Genomic DNA, 19,787 nt, shown 5'->3' with positions numbered 1-19,787 from the left:
CATGAACAGGGATCAGCTGCCACCGGAGACACCCGGAGAGGTGACCGGAGAGGCGTCCGGCGGGGTACGGGGCGAGGCGTCCGGCGGGACGACGGGGGAGGCGGCCGGGGAGGTCGTCGCGGCGGCCTCCGACGGGGCCGCGGCGCGGCGGCACCGGGCCCGGGTCTGGGGCGGGGCGGCGCGCTCGCTGTGGCGCCCGTCCGTGGACGGCACGGTCGGGGCGCGGCTGCGCGAGCTGGCCGAGTGGACGGACGCGGCGGGCCTCGCCGACGCGCTCCCCGACACGTACGGCGACGGTCTCGTGGAGCTCCTGGAGGGCCGGGTCGCCGAGGAGCTGGGGATGGAGGCCGCCGTCTTCCTCCCCAGCGGCACCATGGCCCAGCAGGTGGCGCTGCGCTGCTGGGCCGGGCGCACCGGCAACCCGGTCGTGGCGCTCCACTCGCTCGCCCACCCCGAGGTCCACGAGGAGGACGCCTTCGGGACCGTGTCGGGGCTGCGGACGGTCCACCCGACGGACGCGCCCCGGTTGCCGACGGCCGAGGAGGTACGGGACCACCCGGAGCCCTTCGGGACGCTGATGCTGGAGCTGCCGCTGCGGGACGCCGGTTTCGTGCTGCCGTCCTGGGAGGAGCTCACCGCGACCGTCGAGGCGGCCAGGGAGCGGGACGCGGTGGTCCACTTCGACGGCGCGCGGCTGTGGGAGTGCCCGACGCACTTCGGGCGGCCGCTCGCGGAGATCGCCGGGCTCGCGGACAGCGTGTACGTGTCGTTCTACAAGTCCCTCGGCGGGCTGTCCGGGGCCGTGCTGGCCGGGCCCGAGGAGCTGGTGGCGGAGGCCAGGGTCTGGCTCCACCGCTACGGCGGCCTGCTCTTCCAGCAGTACCCGGCCGCGCTCACGGCCCTGCGCGGCCTGGACGCCGAGCTGCCCCGGCTGCCCTCGTACGTGGCGCACGCGCGCGTGGTCGCGGAGGCGCTGCGCGAGGCGCTCGCCGGTGCGGGCGGTCCCGGCTGGTTCCGGATCCACCCGGAGGTGCCGCACACCCACCAGTTCCAGGTGTGGCTGCCGTACGAGCCGGAGGTCCTGACCGCGGCGGCGCTGGCCCTGACGGAGCGGACCGGGGCGTGTCTCTTCCGCCGCTGGTCCGCCCCGGGCGCGGGCGGCCCGCCGGGGACCGCGTACACCGAGGTGACGGTGGCCGAGGCGGGCCTGGAGTGGACGGCCGAGGACGTCGTGAAGGCCGTACGGGACTTCCTGGCGCTCGTCGAGGGCTGAGGCGACGGGCACCGCTGTCATGCGGCTGAGGCGGCCGGGCGCTCGGCCGGGCGGCTGAGGCGCGGTCCGCCCGGAGCGGAGGCGTCCGGTCCCTCGGCCCGGGCCGGGCGGCGGTGGAGCCGGTCGGTCCCGCGGCGGGCGGCCGAGGTGTCGTCAGGGGCGGGCCGGGCGGGGGCGGAGGCCCAGGCGGGTCAGGAGGCGGGTGCGGGCGGCGTGGAGGGGGCCGGTGGCGGGGCGGCCGGCGAGCACGCGCGCGAAGCGGCGGTGGTCGCGGAGTTCGCGGAGCACGGCCAGGTCGTGGGTGCCGGGGGCGGGCGGCGCGGGCTCGCCCCGCCGCGCGGCCCGGTAGCTGTCGAAGAGGTGCTGCTGCAACGCGTCCATGGGCTCACCCTGGGCCCGCCCCCGCCCGGTGCGCGCGCCGATTGACGGCCCTGGTCAATCGGGGCGACGGCGGCCCGGGGGCATCCCGCACGATGGGGGCGTGAGCGTGACCATCGACATCACCGGCGTGCCGCCCGAGCGGATCGCCTTCAGCCCCTCGCCGCTGGCCGAGCTCGGCAACGCCGTCCACGTCCTCGCCGAACCGGGCCACCACCCGGCCCACCACGCGTGGGCGACGGCGACCAGCGCCGCGCTCGAACCCGGCCTCGCGGACCGCCTCCTGGAGGCCGACTTCATGTGGCGGTCGACCCGCTCGGACTTCCTGCTGCCCGCACGGCCCCGCGAGACGCTGGCCGAGGAGCTCGACGACCTCGACCGCATCGACGACGAGACCTTCGTCGGCGCCGCCCTGGAGATCTCGTGCAGCCCCCGCTACGCCCGGGGCGGCATCCCGTCGCCGCTGGTCGACGAGGGGTCCCGTCGGCGCGCCCTGGACCTGGCCGCCGCGCGCGGCCCGCGCCAGGCCGCGTTCGCGGAGCGGATGATCAACGCGCCCACCGCCACGCGCGCGTGGCTCCGCCGCCTGCTGGAGGACTGCGACGAGGCCTTCTTCGCCGACACCTGGCGGCGGGTCCGGGTCCAGCTCGCCGCCGACGCCCGCCACAAGACGGAGCTGATGCGCCGCAAGGGCCTCGCCGACGCCCTCGCGGACGCCTCCCCGGCGCTGTGCCTGGAGGAGGACGACGAGCGGACCCGGATCGTGGTCGACAAGCTGGTGGAGGCCCGGACGGAGGCCACGGCCGGCGCCCTGACCCTGGTGCCCAGCGCCTTCGGCCGGCCGCACCTCATGGCCCTCTACACGCCCGGCTGGCAGCCGGTGATCATGTATCCGGCGGCGAGCCGCGAGGTCGGCGGCCTGGAGTCCGTCGGCACCGTGCGGCTCCGCCTCGAAGCGCTCGCCCACCCGGTGCGGATGCGGATGTGCCGGAGCCTGGCACGCGGCCCGTACTCGACGAGCGAGCTGGCGGACACCCACGGCATCACCGCTCCTGAGGTCTCCCGCCACCTGGCCGTCCTGCGGAAGGCCGGCCTGCTCACCACCCGCCGCCGGGGCCGCTACGTCCTGCACCAGCTCGACTTCTCCGTCGTCGCCCGTCTGGGCAGCGACTTCCTGGAGTCGGTGCTGCGCTGAGCCGCCGGCGCACCGGCGTTCCGCGCGCTCAGCCCTTGGCGCCGCCCGCGCGGACCAGGCCCGTCTCGTACGCGAGGACGACGACCTGGACGCGGTCGCGCAGGCCCAGCTTGGTGAGGATGCGGCCCACGTGGGTCTTGACCGTCGCCTCCGAGAGGACGAGCCGGGCGGCGATCTCGCCGTTGGACAGCCCCTGGGCGACGAGGAGCATGACCTCGCGCTCGCGCTCGGTCAGCCGCTCGATCTCGCGGTGCTCGGGCTCGCGGCCGGAGGACGGCAGCATCGGGGAGAAGCGGTCCAGGAGACGGCGGGTGGTCGAGGGGGCGACGACGGCGTCGCCGCTGTGCACCGAGCGGATCGCGCCCAGCAGTTCGCCCGGCGGCACGTCCTTCAGCATGAAGCCGCTCGCGCCCGCTTTCAGGCCGGAGAAGGCGTACTCGTCGAGGTCGAAGGTGGTCAGGATGAGCACCTTCGGGGCGTCGGGCGCCGCGCAGATCCGGCGGGTCGCCTCCACGCCGTCGAGCCGGGGCATCCGGACGTCCATGAGGACGACGTCGACCTCGGTGGTCCGCAGCACCTCCAGGGCCTCCGCGCCGTCGCCGGCCTCCGCCACGACCTCCATGTCCGGCTGGGCGGCGAGCACCATGCGGAAACCGGTGCGCAGCAGCACCTGGTCGTCGACGAGCATCACGCGGATGGACATGGGGTTCCTTCGGTGAGGGGACGGAGCGGGGACTCGCGGGTGGGTCGGACGGGGACGGGCCGGTCGGGGCGGGGGCGCTCGGTGGGAAGGGTCTCGGCGGGGCGGGGTCTCGGCGGGCGGGCCCGACGGGCGGACTCGTGGTGGGGGCTGCCGGGGGACGGCTCGCGGTAAACGGCTCGTGGTGGGCGGGCCCCTCTCAGTGTGCGGGCTTGAGCGGGAGCAGGACGCTGATCCGGAACCCGCCGCCGGGACGCGGTCCCGCGTCCAGGGTGCCGCCCACCATGCCGACCCGTTCCCGCATGCCGATGAGACCGTGGCCGCGCCCGTCGGCGCCGCCGTCCTCGTACATCTCCTGGGGCGCGCCCCGGCCGTCGTCCTCGACGAGGAGGCCGAGGCCGTCGTCGAAGTAGACGAGCCGGACGCTGGCGCCGGCGTCGGGGCCGCCGTGCTTGCGGGTGTTGGTGAGGGCTTCCTGGACGATCCGGTAGGCGGTCAGGCCGACGCCGGTGGGCAGCTCGCGCGGGGTGCCCTCGACGGCGAGGTCGACGGTGAGCCCGGCGCCGCGCACCTGCTCGACGAGCTCCTCGATCTGCTCCACGTCGGGCTGCGGCACGTACTCCCCCGCCTCCTGGTGCTCGCCGGTGCGCAGGATGCCGAGGAGGCGGCGCATCTCGGCGAGGGCCTGCCGGCCGGTGGTGGAGATGGTCTCCAGGGCCTGCTTGGCGGTCTCCGGGGAGGAGTCCATGACGTAGGCGGCGCCGTCGGCCTGCACCACCATCACCGACACGTTGTGCGCGACGACGTCGTGGAGCTCGCGGGCGATCCGGGCCCGCTCGGCCGCCACCGCGACCTTGGCCTGGGCCTCCCGCTCCCGCTCCAGCCGGGCGGCCTTCTCCTCCAGCTGGGCGAAGTAGGCGCGGCGGGTGCGCAGCGAGTCGCCGAGGACCCAGGCGAGGGCGAACGGCACGGCCATGATCACCGTGAAGAAGACCCGGGCGGGCACCGAGACGGTCTCCTCCAGCGGCCACCGCAGCTGGGAGAGCGGGGCGGCGCACAGTCCGCCGACGAGGGCGAGCCGGGAGGCCCAGCGGGGGCCGTCGTGCGCGGCGACGGTGAAGATGATCACGAGCATGGCGAAGTCCGCCATGAAGATCTGGATGTCGAGGACCAGCTGGACGACGCCGAGGGCGACGGCGAGCAGCAGCATCTTCTCGGGCGCCCGCCGCCGGAGCGCGACGACCAGCGAGAAGAGCGTGGCCACCGCCCCGTAGCCGACGGCGTGGTCGAGGGCCGGGTACATCGACCCGATCCACAGCGCGGAGAACCCGAGGAGGACGACGGCCCAGAAGACGTCGACGCCCGTCGGGTGGCTGCGGATGAAGTCGTAGAGGCGCTGCACGTAACCCAGAGTAGGGAAAGCCCGGGGGCGGGGGATCAACCGAGCGGTCGATCCTCGCGGCGTGACCCGTACACCCCGGGGTGGAGACTGGGGCGCGTGACGGATGAGGTGACGGGCGGGACGGCGCGGCCGCGGGGCGGTCGGGAGTGGCGGGGCTGGCGGGAGGCGACAGAGGAGGCGCTGTACGGCCCCGGGGGGTTCTTCCTGCGCCCCGAGGGCCCCGCGGGCCACTTCCGCACCTCGGTGCACGCCTCGCCGCTCTTCGCGGCGGCGGTGGCGCGGCTGCTCGTGGCGACGGCGGAGGAGCTGGGCGCCGACGAGGTCGACCTGGTGGACGTGGGCGCGGGCCGGGGCGAGCTGCTGGCCGGGGTGCTTGCGGCGGTCCCGGCGGGGCTGCGGGTGCGGGCGTACGCGGTGGAGCGGGCCGCCCGGCCGGAGGGGCTGCACGCGCGCGTGGAGTGGTCCGACCGGCTCCCCGAGGGCGTGCGCGGCCTGCTCTTCGCGAACGAGTGGCTGGACAACGTGCCGGTGGACGTCGCCGAGGTGGGCGAGGACGGCACGGTCCGGTACGTGGAGGTCCGCGCCGACGGCACCGAGCGGCTCGGCGCCCCGGTCGCGGGCCCGGACGCGGAGTGGCTGGCCCGCTGGTGGCCGCTGGAGGAGCCGGGCGGGCGGGCCGAGATCGGCCGGCCCCGGGACGAGGCGTGGGCGGCGGCGGTCGGCTCGCTGGCGGCGGGCCTGGCGGTGGCCGTGGACTACGGGCACGTACGGGGCTCCCGGCCGCCGTTCGGCACGCTGACCGGCTTCCGGGCGGGCCGGGAGGTCGCGCCGGTCCCGGACGGCACCGGGGACCTGACCTCCCACGTCGCCCTGGACGCCTGCGCGGCGGCGGTCCACGCGCGCGTGCCGGCGGAGCTGACGACCCAGCGCGAGGCGCTGCGCGGCCTCGGCGTCTCCGGTGCCCGCCCGCCGCTCGCGCTCGCCTCGACGGACCCGGCGGCGTACGTGCGCGCCCTGGCGGGCGCCGGGGAGGCGGCCGAACTGACCGCGCGCGGGGGCCTGGGCGACTTCCTGTGGCTGAGCCAGCGGGTGTGAGGGGGCGCCGGTCGTCCGGGGTCGGCGCCGTGGGGTCTCCGGGCCGCGGACCGGACGTCCGCGGGTCCTTCGTCCACAGGGCGGTGGCCGGGGCGACGGGTTGTCCACAGGCCGGGGGCTCGCCCGTCGGCGGGGTGGGCGGCGGGGGATACTGTCCGGCATGACGGAGACGACGGTCGGCATCGGCGGCGCGGCGGAGAGCACCGACATGGTGCTGAACATCGGCCCGCAGCACCCCTCCACGCACGGCGTGCTCCGGCTGCGGCTGGTGCTCGACGGCGAGGTGATCCGGCACGCGGAGCCGGTCGTCGGCTACATGCACCGGGGCGCCGAGAAGCTCTTCGAGGCCCGCGACTACCGCCAGATCGTCATGCTGGCCAACCGTCACGACTGGCTCTCCGCCTTCTCCAACGAGCTGGGCGTGGTGATGGGCGTCGAGCGGATGCTCGGCATGGAGGTGCCGGAGCGGGCGGTCTGGCTGCGGACGCTGCTCGCGGAGCTGAACCGGGTCCTGAACCACCTGATGTTCCTGGGTTCCTACCCGCTGGAGCTGGGCGGGATCACGCCCGTCTTCCACGCCTTCCGGGAGCGCGAGGAGCTCCAGACGGTGATGGAGGAGGTGTCCGGCGGCCGGATGCACTACATGTTCAACCGGGTCGGCGGCCTCAAGGAGGACCTGCCGGCGGGCTGGCTGGGCCGGGCCCGGCAGGCGGTCGCGGACGTGCGGTCGCGGATGGACGTCTACGACCGCCTGGTCCTCGGGAACGAAATCTTCCGGGCCCGGACGCGCGGCGTCGGCGTCCTGGCCCCGGAGACCGTGCACGCCTTCGGGGTGTCCGGTCCGATCGCCCGCGCCTCCGGCGTCGACTTCGATCTGCGGCGCGACGAGCCGTACCTGGCCTACGGGGAGCTCCAGGACACGCTGCGGGTCGTGGTGCGCCGGGAGGGCGACTGCCTGGCCCGCTTCGAGTGCCTGCTCGACCAGACGCACAACTCCCTGGAGCTGGCGGACGCCTGTCTGGACCGGCTCGCCGAGCTGCCGCCGGGCCCGGTCAACCAGCGGCTGCCGAAGGTCCTGAAGGCGCCGGAGGGGCACACGTACGCCTGGACCGAGAACCCGCTGGGGCTGAACGGCTACTACCTGGTGTCGAAGGGCGAGAAGACCCCGTACCGGCTGAAGCTGCGCTCGGCCTCGTACAACAACATCCAGGCGCTGGTGGAGCTGCTGCCGGGGACGCTGGTCGCGGACATGGTCGCGATCCTGGGCTCGTTCTTCTTCGTGGTCGGCGACATCGACAAGTAGGGGCCGCGCCGCGCCTTCAGGGGCGGCGCATGATCACGTGGTCGCGGGTCTCCCGGCCGGGGCGGCGGCGGTCGACGACCGTCCAGCCCCAGCGCGCGTACCGGCCCGTCAGCTCCGGCACGTCGAGGGTCATGAGCAGCGCGGGCCCGGTCCCCACGGCCGCCAGGAGGGCGTCGTGGAGTGCCCGGCCGAGGCCGCGGCCCTGATGGGCGGGGGCGACGAGGAGTTCGGCGAGCTCGAAGGCGGGCCCGGCCCCGGAGAGGACCGTGTCGGTCCAGCCGGCGGCGAGTCCGAGGAGTTCGCCGTCGGGGCCGAGGGCCGTCACCGCGTGGAAGCCGTCGCCCCGGGCCGCGGATCCCAGGAGGCGGTCCGCGGTCCGTACGGCGCCGAGCGGGGTGTCGTGCCAGGGGGCGCCGGCGAAGGCCTGGGCGCACAGGGCGATCAGCTCGTCCCGGCGGGCCGGGGCCTCCTCCGGGCGGAGGAGGACGAGGCGGTGGGTCACCGGTTGACGGCGCCGCGCAGTTCGGCGAGGTCGAGCTGCTCGGTCTCGTCGTGCGCGGTCAGGTCGATGACCTGGCCGATCGGTCCGGCGGCGGAGGGGCGGGGCACCGCGGGCTCCGCGTCGGACGGCTCCTCGTCGGCGCGCTCGGGGCGCGGGGCGACGGCGGCCGAGGCCGGGACCGGGGTGAGCGCGGGGCCCTGCGCCGCGCGGGCCTCCTCCAGGACCTCCTCGCCCACGACGTCGGCGAGGTCGGTGTCCTGGACGGCCTCGATGGCCGCCTTGTCCGTACCCGCCCGGTCGCCGGCCTGCGTGCCGGCCTGGCCGGTGGGCGTGCCGGTCTGCGTGCCGAAGAAGTCGAAGCCGCCCTCGGGGCGCGGGGCGGTCCTGCGGGTCGCGTACGGGGCGATCGCGCCGGCCGCCGGGACGGCCGGGGTCCGCTCCGGGCCCGCCGACGGCAGGGCCTTCGCGGTGGCGGCGGGGGCGAGCGCCGCCGGGGCGTCCCCGCCCGCCGGGTGGGCGTGCTCGCCGGCGCGCTCGGCGAGGTCGCGGGCGCGGGCCGCCTCGGCGGTGCGCCGGGCCCGCTGGGCGGCGGCGTTGCGGGGCAGGTCGCGCAGGGCCTGGGCGGCGCGGCGGTACGCCTCCGGGGTGGGCGTCGACCCGCCGGCGGTCAGCTCCTTGGGGGCCTCGGCGTTGGCCTGGGCGAGGACGCGCTGTCCTTCGAGGGCGCTGGCGCGCTCGGTCTCGGCGGTCGCGTAGCGGCGCAGCAGGTCGGCGTGCTCGCCGCGCAGCCCGGCCAGTTCGACGCGCTTGGCACGGAGCTTGGCGTCGAGGCGGATGCGCAGGGCGCGGGACTCCTCCAGGTCCGCCTCCAGTTCGGCGAGGCGCTCCTCGGCCTTCCACTGGTCGGCGGTGCGGGCACGGGTCAGCTCGGCGACCTGGCGGCCGGCGCTGCGGTCCCAGCCGCGCATGAGGACGGCACCGGTGACGGCGGCCGCCGACGCCGCGACGGCGAGCAGCCGCACGACCACGAGTTCACCGGTGACCCAGGCCGCCGCGGCGCACACGACCGCGACGCCGGCGACCGCGGAGGGCGGCATCAGCTTGTGCAGAGGCGGGGAATGACGGTGGCGTCCACGTGGCATGGCCTGAAATTTACCGTGCGTAGGCGTGGAGTGGGGGGTCGGCCCGGCAATCATTTGGCCACTTCTCGACAACGGAATCGGGCAGACCGCGTTCCGCTTCCGCTTCGGGCCGACTTCCCCTCTCCGGCGACTACTTGCCGACCAGCCCCTTCTCCTTCAGATAGGCGGCGGCGACGTCCTCCGGCTTCGCCCGCTCGGCGTCGACCTTGCGGTTGAGTTCGGCGAGATCCGCGGTGGTCAGCACCTTGGTGATCTTGTCGAGGGCGGCGGCGACCTCCGGCGCGCCGGCCTCCTTCGCGTTCACCACCGGCAGGACGTTGTCCGCGTTCTGCAGCTTCTTGTCGTCCTCCAGGAAGACCAGGCCGAAGCCGTCGATCGTGGCGTCCGTGGTGGTGGTGAGGACCAGCTGGTCCACCCCGTCCTTGACGGCCTGCTTGGCCTGCGGGGTACCGACGCCCTTGGGGTCGACGCCCGTCACGTCGATGCCGTAGGTCTTCTTCAGACCGGGGGCGCAGAAGGGCCGCACCGCGCATTCGTCGCCGGCCGCGATCTTCACCTTCAGCTTCGCCGCGCCGAGATCCGAAAGCGTCTTCAGCTTGTTCTTCTCGGCGAATTCCTTGGTCACCGCGAAGGCGTTCTGGTCGACCGCCCCGCCGACTTCCAGGACCTTCAGTCCGCGCGGCTCGGCGAGCTTCCGCAGTGCGTCCACGGTGGCCTTCGCGTCACCGGAGGCGACCGGCTTCTCCTCCGGCGCCTTCGGGCCGTTCGCCTTGGCGTTGAGGAATTCCGCGAGCGTCGCCGCGTATTCCGGTACGACGTCGATCTCGCCCTTCTCCAGGGCGGGCTCGTACAGCTCGCGGTTCTTCACGGTGGTGACCGAGACCGAGTAGCCCGCGTCCCGCAGCGACTGCGCGTACAGCTCGGCGAGCACCTTCGACTCGGTGAAGGCGGCGGCGCCGACCACCAGGGAGCCCTTGTCGCCGCCGGAGCCGCCGGAGGTCGTCTCCTTGCCCTTCTCCAGGCTGTCGCCGCCGCACGCGGTGAGGGAGACGGCCAGCACGGCGGCACCCAGCAGCGCGCCGGTGGCGCGCGAGATCCTGTTCACGTCTTTCCGTCCTTCTCTTTCGGTGTTCCGAGTACGTCAAGTCCGGGGCGGCCGGGGCACCAGGAGCCGGTCCACGCCGACCAGCACGCCCTCCACCGCGAGCGCGAGCAGCGCCACCAGGACGGCGCCCGCGACCACCTGCGCGGTGTCGTACAGCGCGAAGCCGGCGGTGATGATCCGGCCGAGCCCGCCCTGGCCGACCATGGCGGCGATGGTCGCGGTGGCGACCACCTGCACGGCGGCGGAGCGTACCCCCGTCATGACCACGGGGGCCGCCAGCGGCAGCTCCACCCGGCGGAAGACCTGAGCGCCCGTCATCCCCATGCCCCGGGCCGCGCGGACGGCCGCCCGGTCGACCTCGCGCACGCCCACGTACGCGTTGGTCAGCAGCGGCGGTATCGCGAAGAGGACCAGCGCGGTCACGGTCGGCACGTATCCGGCGTTCCGCAGCGGGGAGACCATGAAGAGGGCGAGGACCGCGAAGACCGGGACGGCCCGCCCCACGTTCGACACGTTGACCGCCAGCGCGCCGCCGCGTCCGAGGTGGCCGAGCCAGAGGCCCAGCGGCAGCGCGACCGCGCCGGCGATCAGCAGGGCGAGCGCGCTCACGTACACGTGCTCGGCGAGGCGCGCCCCGATGCCCTCCTCGCCGCTCCAGTGCGCCCCGGTGGTGAGCCAGGTCCACGCGTCCGCCACGACCCCCACCTCACTCACCCCCCGGCGCGCCCTGGGCCCTGGACCAGGGGGTGAGCAGCCGCTGGAGGCCCAGGAGCAGCAGGTCGGCGGTGACGGCGAGCAGCACGCAGAGCACCGAGGCGGCGAGCACCTGCGCCTTGAAGAAGGTGGGCAGGGCGTCCTCGATGAGATTGCCGAGGCCGCCGCGGCCGACGACCGAGCCGATGGTGGTGAGGGCGATGGTGGAGACCGTGGCCATCCGGACGCCGGCCATCAGGACCGGCAGCGCGAGGGGCAGTTCGACCTGCCAGAGCAGCCGCCAGGGGCCGAAGCCCAGGCCCCGGGCGGCCTCCCGGGTCTCGGCCGGGACGGCTTCGAGTCCGGCCAGCGCGTTCCGCACCAGGATCGTCAGGGCGTACAGCACGAGGCCGGTGACGACGAGCGCGGAGGAGAGCCCGAAGACGGGCAGCAGCAGCGAGAACATGGCGAGCGACGGCACCGTGTAGAGCAGGGTGGTGAGCCCGAGGACGGGGGTGGCCAGGCGCGGGCGGGCGCGGACCAGGAGGGCCAGCGGCACGGCGACGAGCAGCGCGATCGCCACCGAGGCGGCGGTGAGGCCGATGTGCTGGACCAGCGCGTCGGTCAGCTCCGCGCGGCGGGTGCGCAGGTACTCCCCGCAGATCCAGTCGTTGGCGACCAGGCAGTTCGGCGCGCTCATCCGGACCTCCCCCAGGTCGTCGCCGCTAGAACGTGTGTCTGACGACGACCCTAACCCGCCCCACCGACGGATCGGCGGGTCCGCGGCCTCGTGGCGCCCATCCGCCACCTCGCCGCAACACCTCCTTCACACAGACCGGATGACGAGGGGACACAATGGGCCCCATGATCCGGTTCGAACAGGTGACCAAGCGCTACCCGGACGGCACCACCGCGGTCGACGACCTCTCCTTCGAGGTCGCCGAAGGTGAGCTCGTCACGCTCGTGGGCCCCTCGGGCTGCGGCAAGACGACCACGATGATGATGGTGAACCGGCTGGTCGAACCGACCGCCGGCCGCGTCCTCGTCGACGGCCGCGACATCGCCGGAGTGGACCCCGTCGCCCTGCGCCGCAAGATCGGCTACGTCATCCAGCAGGTCGGGCTCTTCCCGCACCGCACGGTCCTCGACAACACCGCGACCGTCCCCGCCCTGCTCGGCTGGAAGAAGGCCGCCGCACGCGCGCGTGCCGCCGAACTCCTCGAACTCGTCGGCCTCGACCCCGCCGTCCACGGCGCCCGCTACCCCGCGCAGCTCTCCGGCGGTCAGCGCCAGCGCGTCGGCGTGGCCCGCGCGCTCGCCGCCGACCCGCCGGTCCTCCTCATGGACGAGCCCTTCGGCGCCGTCGACCCGGTCGTCCGCGAACGGCTCCAGAACGAGTTCCTCGCCCTCCAGGCCACCGTCCGCAAGACCGTCCTCCTCGTCACCCACGACATCGAGGAGGCCGTCCGGATGGGCGACCGCATGGCCGTCTACGGACAGGGCCGCATCGAGCAGTTCGACACCCCGGCCACCGTCCTCGCCTCCCCCGCCACCCCGTACGTGGCCGACTTCGTCGGCGGCGACCGCGCCCTCAAGCGGCTCGCCGTCACCCCCGTCACCGCCGAGGACCTCGACCCGCTGCCGGACGACGCGCCCGCCCCCGTAACGGAATCCGGCCCCGCACCGGAATCCGCCGTACCGGGATCCGGCCCCGTACCCCGCTCCGTCCCCCTCGGAAGCACCCTCAAGGACGCGCTCGCCCTGCTCCTCCAGGACGACTCCGGGCACCTGACCGTCACCGGCGCCGACGGCCGCCCGCTCGGCACCCTCACCCCCGCCGGCGTGCACCGCGCGCTGCGCCGCGCCGACGCGTAGGACCCGCCCGGCCGTGACCGCCGGGCCGGCCCCGGCGCTCAGTCCGCCCGGAGCCTCCCGCTCATCCACACCAGGCCGGGCGGGATCTCCCGGTTCCACGTGGTGAAGTTGTGCCCGCCGCTCTCCAGCGTGATCGAGGAGACCCGCGCCGGACTCCTCACCTTGCGGATGAACTCCCGGGTCCCCTTCAGGTTCCCCTCGCCCCGCTCCGACGTCGTCACCAGGAACGACGACGCCGGCTGCGGCCGGTGGTCCAGGCTCCACAGCAGGTCGGCCCGGCGCCGCAGCTCCCGGTCCCCGTGGAACAGGTCACCGGTCGTCACGTCCTCCGCCGCCCGGTAGTACGCCGAGAACCCCGCCCCCGCCGCGAACCGGTCCGGATGGTGCAGCGCGATCTTCAGCGCGCAGTAGCCCCCCGTCGAGTTCCCCATGACCCCCCAGTTCCGCGGCTTCGACCCCACCCGGTACGACTCCGAGACCGCCCGCGGCAGGTCCTCCGCGAAGAAGGTCTCCGTCCGCGGACCTCCCGGCACGTCCACGCACTCGGTGTCCCGCGGCGGCGCCACCGTCGGCCGCAGCATCACCAGCACCATCGGCCGCATCCGGCCCTCCTTCGCCTGGAGGTACGCCGTCCGCGGGTACTTCAGCCCCTTGATCAGGTTCTCCGCCGTGCCCGGATACCCCGTCAGCACCACCGCCGCCGGGAACGACCGCTTCGCGTACCGCTCCTGGAAGTACTCCGGCGGCAGGTACACGAAGGCCGGCGACGTGATCCCCGACCGGTCGCCCCGCACCACCACCTCCTGGATCTGCCCGCCCACCGACGGCCGCGCCCCGCCCGGCACGTCCACCGCCCGCGTCCCCACCACCCGGACGTCCTTCGCGGCGGCGCCGTGGTCGACGACCACCCCCATCTCCTGCTCCTGGCCGAAGAGGTCGGCCCAGGAGCCGTAGAAGAGGAAGGAACGGTTCGCCGCGAGCCCCACCGCCGCGAACAGCGCCAGCTGCGTCGCGAACAGCAACCCCACCCTGCCCAGCACCGGCCGCCACCCCCGGCGGGCGAGCCGCGGCCACAGCAGCACCGTGACCGCGAACAGCGCGAGGGCCGCCGCCACCGCCGTGACCAGCGCCGCGCCACTCGTGAGACCCATCAGACGTCCGCACCTTCCTGTACGACTTCCCGGACGTCCCGACGACTTCCTGAGAATTTCCCGTGCCCGAATGAACCCGCCCCCGCGCAGCCCCGTCCTAAGGAGCGCCCCGAACAGGGCCGAAAACGACCACGGACGCACGGGAAGCGCAGGAAGCGATGTCTGTCACGGTAGATGGGGACAAAACATCATCGGTTCCGGTTCGGCTCCGCCGAATTCTCCGCGGGCCACGACCGGAACGGATCCCCTCCCTCATCGGCACGGCCTGCACCCTCGTCGGCCTCCTCGACATCGCCGCCGGAGTCTTCCCCCGCTTCCGCGCCAGCCGCGTCCACGCCCTCGCCGAGGTCCTCCCCGGCACCCTGGGCCCCCTCTCCGCCGCCGTCTCGCTCAGCGCCGGAGTCCTCCTGCTCCTCCTCGCCCACGGCCTCAAGCGGCACAAGCGCCGCGCCTGGCGCGCCGTCGTCCTCCTCCTGCCGCTCGGCGCCGTCGCCCAGTTCGTCTGGCGCCACTCCGTCCTCGGCTCCCTGCTCTCCCTCGCCCTGCTCGCCCTGCTGCTGCGCCACCGCGACCAGTTCGCCGCCCTCCCCGACCCCCGCAGCCGCTGGCGCGCCCTCGCCAACTTCGTCGTCATGGGCGCCGGCTCCCTCGCCCTCGGCCTCGTCGTCGTCAGCGCCCACCCCCGCCGCGTCGTCGGCGACCCCAGCCTCACCGACCGCCTCGAACACGTCCTCCTCGGACTCCTCGGCGTCGAAGGCCCCGTCGCCTACACCCACGGCGTCGACTGGACCGTCGGCTACTCCCTCGGCGCCCTCGGCATGCTCACCGCGCTGACCACCCTCTACCTGGCCCTGCGCCCCGAACACCCCGCCGCCCGCCTCACCGCCGAGGACGAGACCCGGCTCCGCGCCCTCCTCGACCGGCACGGCGGCCGCGACTCCCTCGGCCACTTCGCCCTCCGCCACGACAAGGGCGTCGTCTTCTCCCCCAGCGGCAAGGCCGCCGTCTGCTACCGCGTCGTCTCCGGCGTCATGCTCGCCAGCGGCGACCCCATCGGCGACGTCGAGGCCTGGCCCGGCGCCATCGAACGCTTCATGGACGAGGCCCGCGCCCACTCCTGGACCCCCGCCGTCATGGGCTGCTCCGAGACCGGCGGCCAGGTCTGGACCCGCGAGACCGGCCTCGACGCCCTCGAACTCGGCGACGAGGCCGTCATCGACGTCGACGCCTTCTCGCTCTCCGGCCGCGCCATGCGCAACGTCCGCCAGATGGTCAAACGGATCGAACGCGGCGGCTACACCACCCGCGTACGCCGGGTCCGCGACCTCTCCGACGACGAACTCGACCGCGTCCGGAAGGCCGCCGCCGCCTGGCGCGGCACCGACACCGAACGCGGCTTCTCCATGGCCCTCGGCCGCATCGGCGCCCCCGGCGACGGTGACGCCGTCATAGCCACCGCCCACCTCACCGACCCCGATCAGCAGGACGGCCCCTACGGCGACCTCAAAGCCATGATCCACTTCGTGCCCTGGGGCCCCGACGGCATGTCCCTGGAACTCATGCGCCGCGACCGCTCCGCCGACCCCGGCATGAACGAACTCCTCATCGTCGCCGCCCTCCAGGCCGCCCCCGACCTCGCCATCCGCCGCGTCTCCCTCAACTTCGCCATGTTCCGCTCCACCCTCGCCCGCGGCGAACGCATCGGCGCAGGACCCGTCCTCCGCCTCTGGCGCGGCCTCCTCCTCTTCCTCTCCCGCTGGTTCCAGATCGAGTCCCTCTACAAGTTCAACGCCAAGTTCCAGCCCCGCTGGGAACCCCGCTTCGTCGTCTACCGCGCCGGCCGCGACCTCCCCCGCATCGGCCTCGCCGCCATGCAGGCCGAAGGCTTCCTCACCCTCGCCCTCCCCCGCCCCTTCACCCGCCGCCGCCCCGCCAGGACCCCCCGGCCCTGCGCCCACGTCGTCCCCCAGCGCACCGCCCGCGAAGAAGTCAGCACGGCCTGAAACCGCCCCCGCCCCCGCCGGGCCCTACGCTGGTCGTATGAGTACGACGATCGACCGGGGCGCTCCCCTCGGCCTCCCCGAGTGGGACCGCTGCGCGGTCATGGGCGTGGTCAACGTGACCCCGGACTCCTTCTCCGACGGCGGCCGCTGGTTCGACACCACGACCGCCGTCAAGCACGGCCTCGACCTCGTCGCCCAGGGCGCCGACCTCGTCGACGTCGGCGGCGAGTCCACCCGCCCCGGCGCCACCCGCGTCGACGAGGAGGAGGAACTCCGCCGCGTCGTCCCCGTAGTCCGCGGCCTCGCCGCCGAAGGCGTCACCGTCTCCGTCGACACCATGCGCGCCTCCGTCGCCACCGCCGCCGTCCGGGCCGGCGCCACCCTCGTCAACGACGTCAGCGGCGGCCTCGCCGACCCCCGCATGGTCCCCGCCGTCGCCGCCGCCGAGGTCCCCTTCGTCGTCATGCACTGGCGCGGCTTCAGCGAGTCCATGAACAGCCTCGCCGTCTACGACGACGTCGTCACCGAGGTCGTCACCGAACTCCGCACCCGCATGGAGGCCGTCGTCGACGGCGGCATCGCCCCCGAGCGGATCGTCATCGACCCCGGCCTCGGCTTCGCCAAGCTCGCCCCCCACGACCTCGCCCTCGTCGCCCACCTCCCCGAGCTGCGCGCCCTCGGCCGCCCCCTCCTCGTCGCCGCCTCCCGCAAGCGCTTCCTCGGCCACGTCCTCACCCGCGAACCCGGCGCCGCCCCGCCCCCCGCCCGCGAACGCGACGCCGCCACCGCCGCCGTCTCCGCCCTCGCCGCCCACGAGGGCGCCTGGGCCGTCCGCGTCCACGAGGTCCGCGCCACCGCCGACGCCGTCCGCGTCGCCCGCGCCGTCGAAGGAGCCCGGTGACCGCCGGGGACCCCCCGGCCCCCGCCGGACGCGACGCCGACCTCGCCGCCGTCGAGGCCGCGAACACCGCCTTCTACACGGCGTTGGAGGAAGGTGACTTCGACCGCCTCGACGACCTCTGGCTCGACGACGGCGCCACCGGCGTCTCCTGCGTCCACCCCGGCTGGCCCGTCCTCACCGGCCGCGGCGAGGTCCTCCGCTCGTACGCGCTGATCATGGCGCACACCGACTACATCCAGTTCTTCCTCACCGACGTCCGGATCTCCCTCGCCGGCGACACCGCCCTCGTCACCTGCACCGAGAACATCCTCAGCGGCGGCCCCGCCGAGGACGGCGCCGAGCTCGGCCCCCTCGTCGGCCAGCTCGTCGTCGCCACCAACGCCTTCCGCAGGACCCCCGGAGGATGGCGGATCTGGTCCCACCACGCCTCCCCCGTCATCGCCGAAGCCGACGACGACACGCCCCCCACGACCCCCGCCGACGACGCCGGACCCACCGCCTGACGCCCCCGACAGCAAGCGCTGTCGGTGCCCGCAGGTAGATTCGGTGGAGGACACCCGGCCGTCCGCACCCGGCTGCGTGCCTCCGCAACTACGACAGCAGGAGTGATTCGCGTGGATCGTGTCGCGCTGCGCGGCCTCAAGGCCCGAGGTCACCACGGCGTCTTCCCCAAGGAGCGCGAGGAGGGGCAGACCTTCATCGTGGACCTGGTCCTCGGCCTCGACACCCGCCCGGCGGCCGCCGACGACGACCTCACCAAGACCGTCCACTACGGCATCGTCGCCGAAGAGGTCGTCGACGTCGTCCAGGGCGAGCCCGTGGACCTGATCGAGACCCTCGCCGAGCGCATCGCCCAGCAGTGCCTCAGCCACGCGGGCGTGCAGGAGGTCGAAGTGGTCGTCCACAAGCCGGACGCCCCCATCACCGTCCCCTTCGACGACGTCACCATCACGATCACCCGGAGCCGACGATGAAACCGAGCCAGAGCGACCCCACCGTCCAGCCCGTGCCGGCCTCCGTCGTCGCCACCGTCGACGCCGCCGACACCACCCTCTCCAACCCCCGATGGGCCGTCGTCGCCCTCGGAGCCAACCTCGGCAACCGCCTGGAGAACCTCCAGGGAGCCGTCGACGCCCTCGCCGACACCCCCGGCCTCCGCGTCAAGGCCGTCTCCCCCGTCTACGAGACGGAGCCCTGGGGCGTCGACCCCGACACCCAGCCCTCGTACCTCAACGCCGTCGCCCTCGTACGGACCACCCTGCCGCCCTCCTCCCTCCTGGAGCGCGCCCAGGCCGTCGAGGAGGCCTTCCACCGGGTCCGGGACGAGCGCTGGGGCGCCCGCACCCTCGACGTCGACATCGTCGCCTACGCGGACGTGGTCTCCGACGACCCCGTCCTCACCCTCCCGCACCCCCGGGCCCACGAGCGGGCCTTCGTGCTGGCCCCCTGGCACGACGTGGACCCCGAGGCCCAGCTGCCCGGCCACGGCGCCGTCACCGCCCTCCTGGCCGCCGTCGGCCTCGCGGGCCTGACGCCCCGCCCAGACCTGGAACTCCGTCTCCCCGAGTAATCGTTACGCTACGTGGCAGACCACCCGCGACCACGTGAAGGACACCCGGTGAAACAACTGCGGCTCAAAGTGCTCGCCGGACTCTTCCTGGTCGCCGGCATCCTCTCCTGGGGCGGCGCCCGCCTGTGGGACTCGGTCGGCACGCTCCCCAGCGTGCCGCTCGCCGCGCCGATCGTCCTCGCGGTGATCGCGGTGGTCCTCACCGCCACCGCCCTCTCGATCAGGGCCCGCCTCAAGGCCCAGCGCGAGCGCCGCCCCGGCGCCAAGGGCGTCGAGCCCCTGATGGCCGCCCGCGCGGTCGTCTTCGGCCAGGCCAGCGCCCTGGTCGCCGCCCTCGTCGCCGGCCTCTACGGCGGCGTGGGCGTCTTCCTCCTCGGCTCCCTCGACGTCCCCGCCCGCCGCGACCAGGCCCTCTACGCCGCCGCCGCGCTCCTCGCCGCCTTCGCCGTCATCGCCGCCGCCCTCTTCCTGGAACGCGTCTGCAGACTCCCGGAGGACGACGACAAGGGCCCCGCCCCCGCCGCCTGACCCCTACCACGCCTCCCGGGCCAGATGCCCGTTCACCAGGAAGGTCGGGTACGGAGCGAGCCGGTACCCGTAGAAGGTGAACGGCTTCGTGCCGAGAGCCGGGCGGGGACGGACCTCGTGCACCTGGACCCAGGAGGACTCGGGCGGGTCCAGGGGGTGGTGCTCGGGGGTGAAGGTGCCTCGGGACCGCCAGCGGTTGGAAACGTAGAGCTGCGAGGCGAGCCCTCGCTTCGAGGGGGTGAATCGCGCACCGATGATGCGAGCCAGATCTACGAGGAAGGGAACGTTGGCGCTCGTGATCATCCGCCCGTACCCGTGGCGGGTGTCATGGCCGTCGCCGTCGATGTAGCCGTCGACAAACCCGTCGAAGGTCGCCGCGTCGCGGAGGACCACCCGGGGGAACCCCTGGCGCATGTGGTGCGCGTCCCCGCCCACGTAGTGGCGCATCGCGTCGCTGAGGTATGAGGACACCACTCGGACTCGGAAGCCCGGCAGGTCCCGCTTCAGAAAGCCCGAGGGCCTCGTCACCGCCTCCAGCCGGGCAGGCAATCCCGTACAGGCGGTCAGGGCGGTCGCGTACCGGGACGCGAAGCCCTCGTCGTTCACGATCAAAGAGACGTAGTTCTTGTACACCGTCCCATCCGCGCAGGTGGCGCCCACGAAGTAGCCGAAGTCGTACCCCGGCCTGATCATCGGCCGCTCGCGGCACAGCTTCCGCGCGGGCGTCCATGCGACCGTCGTCCCCGCCGCGTCCGCCGCGTGCGTCCACCCGTCCGGCGTGAACAGCAGCAGGTCCGGGCTGGCGAGGAAGGCCATGTGGTCGGTGACCACCTCGACGGCGTGCCGCGCCTTGGCGGCGGTCACACCAGTGACCGTGGTCCGCACCGTCCGTTCCCCGTCCAGGGTCCACATGAGGTCGCCGGAGGCCACGTTCTTCGCCTGAACGCGGCCTCCGACCAGATTGACGAGCA

21 protein-coding genes are annotated in these 19,787 nt (G+C 74.3%); 11 read left to right on the top strand and 10 right to left on the bottom strand.

Annotation, left to right across the window (positions count from 1 at the left end; genetic code table 11):
- Position 1 precedes the first annotated feature (1 nt).
- Positions 2–1,273, top strand: coding sequence for a beta-eliminating lyase-related protein (locus ACFZCF_RS13940; protein ID WP_391286648.1), 1,272 nt, complete (start codon positions 2–4; stop codon positions 1,271–1,273).
- 153 nt (positions 1,274–1,426) lie between these two features.
- Here the strand turns inward: ACFZCF_RS13940 and ACFZCF_RS13935 are convergent, their stop codons facing one another.
- On the bottom strand, positions 1,427–1,654 hold the full coding sequence (locus ACFZCF_RS13935) for a hypothetical protein (RefSeq protein WP_388443355.1): 228 nt from the start codon (positions 1,652–1,654) through the stop codon (positions 1,427–1,429).
- A gap of 100 nt (positions 1,655–1,754) precedes the next feature.
- On the opposite strand from ACFZCF_RS13935, the gene ACFZCF_RS13930 reads away from it, so the two are divergent.
- Positions 1,755–2,846, top strand: a complete 1,092-nt coding sequence (locus ACFZCF_RS13930) for a DUF5937 family protein (RefSeq protein ID WP_391286647.1) — start codon at positions 1,755–1,757, stop codon at positions 2,844–2,846.
- 28 nt (positions 2,847–2,874) lie between these two features.
- Here ACFZCF_RS13930 and ACFZCF_RS13925 read toward each other — a convergent pair whose 3' ends face one another.
- Complete coding sequence (locus ACFZCF_RS13925) at positions 2,875–3,549, bottom strand: response regulator (protein ID WP_391286646.1); 675 nt, start codon at positions 3,547–3,549, stop codon at positions 2,875–2,877.
- A gap of 196 nt (positions 3,550–3,745) precedes the next feature.
- Complete coding sequence (locus tag ACFZCF_RS13920; protein WP_388443346.1) at positions 3,746–4,948, bottom strand: sensor histidine kinase; 1,203 nt, start codon at positions 4,946–4,948, stop codon at positions 3,746–3,748.
- 87 nt (positions 4,949–5,035) lie between these two features.
- Between ACFZCF_RS13920 and ACFZCF_RS13915 the strand changes: the two genes are divergently transcribed.
- Both ACFZCF_RS13915 and ACFZCF_RS13910 read left to right on the top strand, forming a co-directional pair.
- Positions 5,036–6,043: an SAM-dependent methyltransferase gene (locus ACFZCF_RS13915; RefSeq protein ID WP_391286683.1), complete on the top strand. Its 1,008-nt coding sequence runs from the start codon at positions 5,036–5,038 to the stop codon at positions 6,041–6,043.
- Positions 6,044–6,203: 160 nt separating this feature from the next.
- Positions 6,204–7,346 (top strand): NADH-quinone oxidoreductase subunit D, encoded by a 1,143-nt coding sequence (locus ACFZCF_RS13910; protein ID WP_388443343.1) that lies wholly within the window; start codon positions 6,204–6,206, stop codon positions 7,344–7,346.
- A 16-nt stretch (positions 7,347–7,362) separates the two neighbouring features.
- On the opposite strand, the gene ACFZCF_RS13905 is transcribed toward ACFZCF_RS13910, so the two are convergent.
- From ACFZCF_RS13905 to ACFZCF_RS13885, 5 genes are all read right to left on the bottom strand, one after another.
- Complete coding sequence (locus ACFZCF_RS13905; protein ID WP_391286645.1) at positions 7,363–7,848, bottom strand: GNAT family N-acetyltransferase; 486 nt, start codon at positions 7,846–7,848, stop codon at positions 7,363–7,365.
- Entirely contained in the window at positions 7,845–8,990 is a 1,146-nt protein-coding gene (locus ACFZCF_RS13900) for a hypothetical protein (RefSeq protein WP_391286644.1), read from the bottom strand. The genes ACFZCF_RS13905 and ACFZCF_RS13900 overlap by 4 nt, the downstream gene beginning before the upstream one ends.
- A 130-nt stretch (positions 8,991–9,120) precedes the next feature.
- Positions 9,121–10,095: an ABC transporter substrate-binding protein gene (locus ACFZCF_RS13895; RefSeq protein WP_388443334.1), complete on the bottom strand. Its 975-nt coding sequence runs from the start codon at positions 10,093–10,095 to the stop codon at positions 9,121–9,123.
- Positions 10,096–10,131: 36 nt separating this feature from the next.
- Positions 10,132–10,800, bottom strand: a complete 669-nt coding sequence (locus ACFZCF_RS13890) for an ABC transporter permease subunit (RefSeq protein WP_391286682.1) — start codon at positions 10,798–10,800, stop codon at positions 10,132–10,134.
- A gap of 1 nt (position 10,801) precedes the next feature.
- The gene (locus ACFZCF_RS13885) at positions 10,802–11,488 is read right to left on the bottom strand and encodes an ABC transporter permease (protein WP_388443331.1); all 687 of its coding nucleotides are present in this window, start codon (positions 11,486–11,488) and stop codon (positions 10,802–10,804) included.
- 164 nt (positions 11,489–11,652) lie between these two features.
- Here ACFZCF_RS13885 and ACFZCF_RS13880 point away from each other — a divergent pair, with 164 nt between their 5' ends.
- Positions 11,653–12,663, top strand: coding sequence for an ATP-binding cassette domain-containing protein (locus ACFZCF_RS13880; protein ID WP_391286643.1), 1,011 nt, complete (start codon positions 11,653–11,655; stop codon positions 12,661–12,663).
- A 38-nt stretch (positions 12,664–12,701) separates the two neighbouring features.
- Here the strand turns inward: ACFZCF_RS13880 and ACFZCF_RS13875 are convergent, their stop codons facing one another.
- Complete coding sequence (locus ACFZCF_RS13875) at positions 12,702–13,814, bottom strand: alpha/beta hydrolase-fold protein (protein WP_391286642.1); 1,113 nt, start codon at positions 13,812–13,814, stop codon at positions 12,702–12,704.
- A 158-nt stretch (positions 13,815–13,972) separates the two neighbouring features.
- On the opposite strand from ACFZCF_RS13875, the gene ACFZCF_RS13870 reads away from it, so the two are divergent.
- The 6 genes from ACFZCF_RS13870 (at position 13,973) to ACFZCF_RS13845 (ending at position 18,816) form a co-directional block, all read left to right on the top strand.
- Entirely contained in the window at positions 13,973–15,817 is a 1,845-nt protein-coding gene (locus ACFZCF_RS13870) for a phosphatidylglycerol lysyltransferase domain-containing protein (protein ID WP_391286641.1), read from the top strand.
- A 37-nt stretch (positions 15,818–15,854) separates the two neighbouring features.
- Entirely contained in the window at positions 15,855–16,718 is an 864-nt protein-coding gene (gene folP / locus ACFZCF_RS13865; RefSeq protein WP_391286640.1) for a dihydropteroate synthase, read from the top strand.
- Positions 16,715–17,221, top strand: coding sequence for a nuclear transport factor 2 family protein (locus ACFZCF_RS13860; protein ID WP_391286639.1), 507 nt, complete (start codon positions 16,715–16,717; stop codon positions 17,219–17,221). The genes folP and ACFZCF_RS13860 overlap by 4 nt, the downstream gene beginning before the upstream one ends.
- 111 nt (positions 17,222–17,332) lie before the next feature.
- Positions 17,333–17,692 (top strand): dihydroneopterin aldolase, encoded by a 360-nt coding sequence (gene folB / locus ACFZCF_RS13855; RefSeq protein ID WP_056569486.1) that lies wholly within the window; start codon positions 17,333–17,335, stop codon positions 17,690–17,692.
- The gene (folK, locus tag ACFZCF_RS13850; protein ID WP_388443312.1) at positions 17,689–18,288 is read left to right on the top strand and encodes a 2-amino-4-hydroxy-6-hydroxymethyldihydropteridine diphosphokinase; all 600 of its coding nucleotides are present in this window, start codon (positions 17,689–17,691) and stop codon (positions 18,286–18,288) included. Before folB ends, folK begins: the two co-directional genes overlap by 4 nt.
- A 48-nt stretch (positions 18,289–18,336) precedes the next feature.
- Positions 18,337–18,816 (top strand): DUF3180 domain-containing protein, encoded by a 480-nt coding sequence (locus ACFZCF_RS13845; protein ID WP_388443309.1) that lies wholly within the window; start codon positions 18,337–18,339, stop codon positions 18,814–18,816.
- Between the two features lie 3 nt (positions 18,817–18,819).
- Here ACFZCF_RS13845 and ACFZCF_RS13840 read toward each other — a convergent pair whose 3' ends face one another.
- Entirely contained in the window at positions 18,820–19,746 is a 927-nt protein-coding gene (locus ACFZCF_RS13840; RefSeq protein WP_391286638.1) for a hypothetical protein, read from the bottom strand.
- Between the last annotated feature and the right edge of the window lie 41 nt (positions 19,747–19,787).

This window comes from Streptomyces sp. NPDC007945, assembly GCF_042958885.1.
Lineage (GTDB): Bacteria > Actinomycetota > Actinomycetes > Streptomycetales > Streptomycetaceae > Streptomyces.
The sequence above is the reverse complement of the archived record's forward strand: the minus strand, read 5'-3'. Positions and strand labels throughout refer to the sequence as shown.

Excerpts from the sequence above, each read along its gene's own strand:
- ACFZCF_RS13940 (WP_391286648.1), top strand. The coding sequence starts at position 2 with ATGAACAGGGATCAGCTGCCACCGGAGACACCCGGAGAGGTGACCGGA.
- ACFZCF_RS13935 (WP_388443355.1), bottom strand. The coding sequence starts at position 1,654 with ATGGACGCGTTGCAGCAGCACCTCTTCGACAGCTACCGGGCCGCGCGG.
- ACFZCF_RS13925 (WP_391286646.1), bottom strand. The coding sequence starts at position 3,549 with ATGTCCATCCGCGTGATGCTCGTCGACGACCAGGTGCTGCTGCGCACC.
- ACFZCF_RS13910 (WP_388443343.1), top strand. The coding sequence starts at position 6,204 with ATGACGGAGACGACGGTCGGCATCGGCGGCGCGGCGGAGAGCACCGAC.
- ACFZCF_RS13900 (WP_391286644.1), bottom strand. The coding sequence starts at position 8,990 with ATGCCACGTGGACGCCACCGTCATTCCCCGCCTCTGCACAAGCTGATG.
- ACFZCF_RS13885 (WP_388443331.1), bottom strand. The coding sequence starts at position 11,488 with ATGAGCGCGCCGAACTGCCTGGTCGCCAACGACTGGATCTGCGGGGAG.
- ACFZCF_RS13880 (WP_391286643.1), top strand. The coding sequence starts at position 11,653 with ATGATCCGGTTCGAACAGGTGACCAAGCGCTACCCGGACGGCACCACC.
- ACFZCF_RS13875 (WP_391286642.1), bottom strand. The coding sequence starts at position 13,814 with ATGGGTCTCACGAGTGGCGCGGCGCTGGTCACGGCGGTGGCGGCGGCC.
- ACFZCF_RS13870 (WP_391286641.1), top strand. The coding sequence starts at position 13,973 with ATGTCTGTCACGGTAGATGGGGACAAAACATCATCGGTTCCGGTTCGG.
- folP (WP_391286640.1), top strand. The coding sequence starts at position 15,855 with ATGAGTACGACGATCGACCGGGGCGCTCCCCTCGGCCTCCCCGAGTGG.
- folK (WP_388443312.1), top strand. The coding sequence starts at position 17,689 with ATGAAACCGAGCCAGAGCGACCCCACCGTCCAGCCCGTGCCGGCCTCC.